General features: G+C 71.3%; 4 protein-coding genes and 1 pseudogene. 1 reads left to right on the top strand and 4 read right to left on the bottom strand.

The genetic code is table 11. From position 1 onward, the window contains the following. Positions 1-34: 34 nt before the first annotated feature. A pseudogene (locus P1P70_RS42080) lies at positions 35-301 on the bottom strand (phosphatase); the annotation flags it as partial. A gap of 376 nt (positions 302-677) precedes the next feature. On the opposite strand from P1P70_RS42080, the gene P1P70_RS42075 reads away from it, so the two are divergent. Continuing rightward, on the top strand, positions 678-1,091 hold the full coding sequence (locus P1P70_RS42075; RefSeq protein ID WP_319247396.1) for an SsgA family sporulation/cell division regulator: 414 nt from the start codon (positions 678-680) through the stop codon (positions 1,089-1,091). A gap of 40 nt (positions 1,092-1,131) precedes the next feature. Here P1P70_RS42075 and P1P70_RS42070 read toward each other — a convergent pair whose 3' ends face one another. From P1P70_RS42070 to P1P70_RS42060, 3 genes are all read right to left on the bottom strand, one after another. Beyond that, positions 1,132-2,238: a chemotaxis protein gene (locus tag P1P70_RS42070; protein WP_319247394.1), complete on the bottom strand. Its 1,107-nt coding sequence runs from the start codon at positions 2,236-2,238 to the stop codon at positions 1,132-1,134. 165 nt (positions 2,239-2,403) lie between these two features. Further along, positions 2,404-2,934 carry a DUF4232 domain-containing protein gene (locus tag P1P70_RS42065; RefSeq protein WP_319247392.1) on the bottom strand — a complete coding sequence of 177 codons (531 nt, stop codon included), beginning with the start codon at positions 2,932-2,934 and terminating at the stop codon, positions 2,404-2,406. Between the two features lie 124 nt (positions 2,935-3,058). After that, on the bottom strand, positions 3,059-3,561 hold a 503-nt coding region (locus P1P70_RS42060; RefSeq protein WP_319247390.1), incomplete at its 5' end, for an alpha/beta hydrolase.

The following is a 3,561-nucleotide window of genomic DNA, read 5'->3' as shown; positions in this document are numbered from 1 at the left end:
CCCCGACGCGGCACGGTCGACGCGCTCATCTCGCAGACGCGACGGCCGCGGGGGCGGGCGGCGGGGCCGGACCGTCCCGCAGCTGTGCCAAGTGGCCGTCGAGATCGCTCAGTTGGTGCAGGGCCAGCTCGTAGAGGGCCCGCTGCCAGCGGATCTCGGGATCGGCTTCGTCGGCGGGCGCGTCGCGTCGTACGGCGTCCATGTCGCCCCGCAGCCGTCGCGTCTGCGAGATGAGCGCGTCGACCGTGCCGCGTCGGGGCGGCTGGGCGGCGGGACGATCCGCAGAGAGAGGGGACGGCATCACGTACTCCGATGGGGGACGGTACGACCAACGCTGACGTAAGGGCCGATTACGACTGTTGCACAGCCCCGGACGCGCTGTAAGGGATTTGGCAAGACCCGATACGGTGGTGCTTCCGGCATATGCCACCGTCCTCGCGGTCGGGGGTGCCCGTCGTGATGCGCTACGCGCCCGGAGGGCCCAAGTCGTAGGAATCGTACGCGACTTGACGGGTCGTCGACCGCATTCACCTGTCTTTCATTCCCCTGTTCGAGGGGCATATGTGCGAACGCCCCCTCGGGCCTGTGCGTGACATGGGTCACAGCGATGAATCCAGGAGGCCGCGTCCTGCGAAAGCTCTCGGCAGGAAGAGCTTCATCCGAAACGGAGACCGTTCATGACCGTCACGCTGGAACAGCCCGCCCGCGCGCTCCTCGTCACGGAGGAGGACCGGGAGGTCCCGGTGCCCGCGAGCCTGCGCTATTCCTCCGACGATCCGCTGGCCGTGCACCTCGACTTCCCGGCCGACATCTCGCTGAACGGCTCCATGGTGACCTGGACGTTCTCCCGTGGACTGCTGGAGGAGGGCGTGCGCGCCCCCGCGGGCGCCGGCGACGTGCACATCCGGCCCAGCGGCCGGCTCCGCACGGTGGTGGAGCTGCACTCCCCGTACGGCATGGCGCTGCTCCGCTTCGAGAAGGCGGCACTCCAGCGCTTTCTGCTGCGCAGCTACGCCGTCGTCGCCGCCGGGAGCGAGGAGGTGGGCCCCGCGCTCGACCGGGGTCTGACGTCCCTCCTGCGGGGCGTCTGACGTCCCTCCCGGCGGCGTTCGGGCTGGTGCGGTGCGCGGGTCAGTAACGCAGGACGCCCGCGATGCCCCGGGCGTCGCCGAGCATGCCGTCGGGGACGAAGCGGACCTCGGCACCGGTGTCCAGGCAGCGTTCGACGATCTCGTCCACGATGTCCTCGCGGACGTCGAGGTCGCCGCTCTCGGCCGGCACGAGATGCGCCTCCGCGCCGCCACCGTCCGCGCGGACGGTCGTCCGGAAGTTCTCCTCGACGGCCAGCAGCTGGATCCGGCCCTGCTGGGCGTTCTGGCGGACCTCGTCGACCCCCGCGGCGAACGTCCTGTGACCGCGCGCCGCTTCGAGCCGCCGCGCCACGGTGTCGGCGTTCCTGCGGTCCTCGGCGGCGACCGCGGGCCCGATCGCCTGCCACACGGCCTCCGGGGTGCCGTGTGCGAGACCGCCGTGGGGGATGTGGGTGGCGTGCCTGGTGACCGTGCCGATCTCGTCGAGCAGGGAGAGCGCCGCCGTCTCGCCGGTGACGTAGAGGGGCCGCTGCCGGGTGCGCAGCACCCTGGCCAGCGCGGCGTCGGCGTCCCGGAGGAAGTGCCGGGTGTCCTCGTCGCGGAAGGTGGACGGCAGGTCGCCGATCCGCTCCTGCCGCTCGGCGTCGAAGTTGTCGCGGTCCCTGGTCATCGGGAACCCGCCGACGCGCGCCTCGGTGACACGCTCGCCGCCGCCGTTCCACAGGGTGACCCGGTCGGGGGAGACCGCGAGCACCCAGAACGGCCGCTCCGCCGCCTGCGCGGCCACCAGGTTCCGGGTGAGGAAGGTGTCCGAGAGCACCACGCGCTCCGGCACCGGGCGGGTCAGCGACCAGACCTGGTGCTCCCCGGGCGCGGCGAAGATCGCCAGACCGTCCTCGGCGTGCGTCAGATCCACCTCGGCCAGCGCCCGGTCCAGCTGCTCGACGACGTCGTGGCGCCGTTCCCGGGTGACGGCGGGATCGCGCTCCAGCCGTTTCTTCGCCTCGGCCACGGCATTGCGCAGCCGGACCGGGTCCTGGGCGTTCTCGGGCTCCCGGCGGTGCGTCGGCGTCAGGACCGAGACCGCCGGGTAGGGCCGCGGGCGGCGCAGTTCGATGAGGGTCGCGGGGCTGAGGGCATGCTCCATGCCTTCACGATAGGACTGATTCGCGTATCGGGCATTTGGGGTAACGGACTCCTCTCTGCGGGCCTCTCCGACGGGTGGCGCCGAGCAGCGAACGAGCCCGCCGGCGCGCACCGGTGAGGGTGCGCGCCGACGGGCTCGTCGGCGTCGGCGGCTGCCGTGAGGGGGTCAGCCCACTTCCTTCTTCAGCGCCTTGTCGGCGGCGGCCTTGGACGGCTTCCACCAGGTCGTCACGGGCTCCCAGACCTTCACCTTCTTGGTGGCGCCCAGCTGCTTCACCGTGAACGTGCGGCCGTAGAGGTTGGGGTTGGCCGACACCGTGATCGTGTCGACGCGACGGGCCTCGGGGTCCTTGAGGTCGGCGATCGTGCGGACCGCGGCGTACACCGTCTTCCCCGCGCCGACCTTGTACGGGCCGCTCTCGCCCGACGGTACCGGCTGGGCCGCCCCGTCGAGGTCGCCGAAGGTGACGACGGGAAGGCGGTCGACGGTGCAGGCGCGGGTGCCGGTGTTCTTGACGCTGATGTGCACGATCCGCGTGTCCTTCGCCTGCTTGGCCCCCAGCTTGAGGGCCTTCGACTTGCAGACCGGGGTCTTCGCGGCCGGCTGGGCGGCGAGCCCCTGAGGGGCGGCGGTGAGGAGGAGCGCGGCGCCGGCGGTGGCCACGGTGGAGACGGTGAGCAAGGAACGGATACGCATCGGTGGATTCCCCCAGGTTCAGTCACATACAGGTACGGCACGTGCAAACGTGACGTCTGCCCAGTGTGACGAGCGGGATGCGCCCGGGGTTGTGCCGATTGCGCCCGTGTTACGCGCCCGATGCTCAGTCGTCGACTCCGCATGAACTTCCGTCGTCGGGCAGCGTCCCGAACAGCAGGAAGTCGTCGACCTTCGCGTGCACGCACTTCGACGAGCCGTACCCTGTGTGGCCCTTGCCCTTGTTGTCGAGGACGACCGCCGAGGAGCCGAGCCGCTTCGCCGTCTCCACGGTCCAGCGGTACGGGGTGGCCGGGTCGCCCCGGGTGCCCACGAGCAGCAACTTCGGGGTGTCCACGTCCCGCACCTCCTCGCGGATGAAGTCGCTGCCCGCGGGGCGGCCGTAACACATCAGCACCTGGGTGAGCCGGTACCGGCCGAAGACGGGGGAGGCGTCCTCGTAGGCGGCGCGCAGGTCCTGCAGATTGTCGGTGATCTCCCTGGCGGTGGGCCGGTCGGGGTCGTCGGCGCAGTTGATCGCCATGAGCGCGGCGGGGAGGTTGTCCAGCGGGATCTCCTCGATGTCGACCAGCCCGTCGTGCGGGGTCGGGGAGGCGGACGGAGTGGGGT

Source organism: Streptomyces sp. MB09-02B, from assembly GCF_033794485.1.
GTDB lineage: Bacteria > Actinomycetota > Actinomycetes > Streptomycetales > Streptomycetaceae > Streptomyces.
The sequence above is the reverse complement of the archived record's forward strand: the minus strand, read 5'-3'. Positions and strand labels throughout refer to the sequence as shown.

Excerpts from the sequence above, each read along its gene's own strand:
- P1P70_RS42075 (WP_319247396.1), top strand. The coding sequence starts at position 678 with ATGACCGTCACGCTGGAACAGCCCGCCCGCGCGCTCCTCGTCACGGAG.
- P1P70_RS42070 (WP_319247394.1), bottom strand. The coding sequence starts at position 2,238 with ATGGAGCATGCCCTCAGCCCCGCGACCCTCATCGAACTGCGCCGCCCG.
- P1P70_RS42065 (WP_319247392.1), bottom strand. The coding sequence starts at position 2,934 with ATGCGTATCCGTTCCTTGCTCACCGTCTCCACCGTGGCCACCGCCGGC.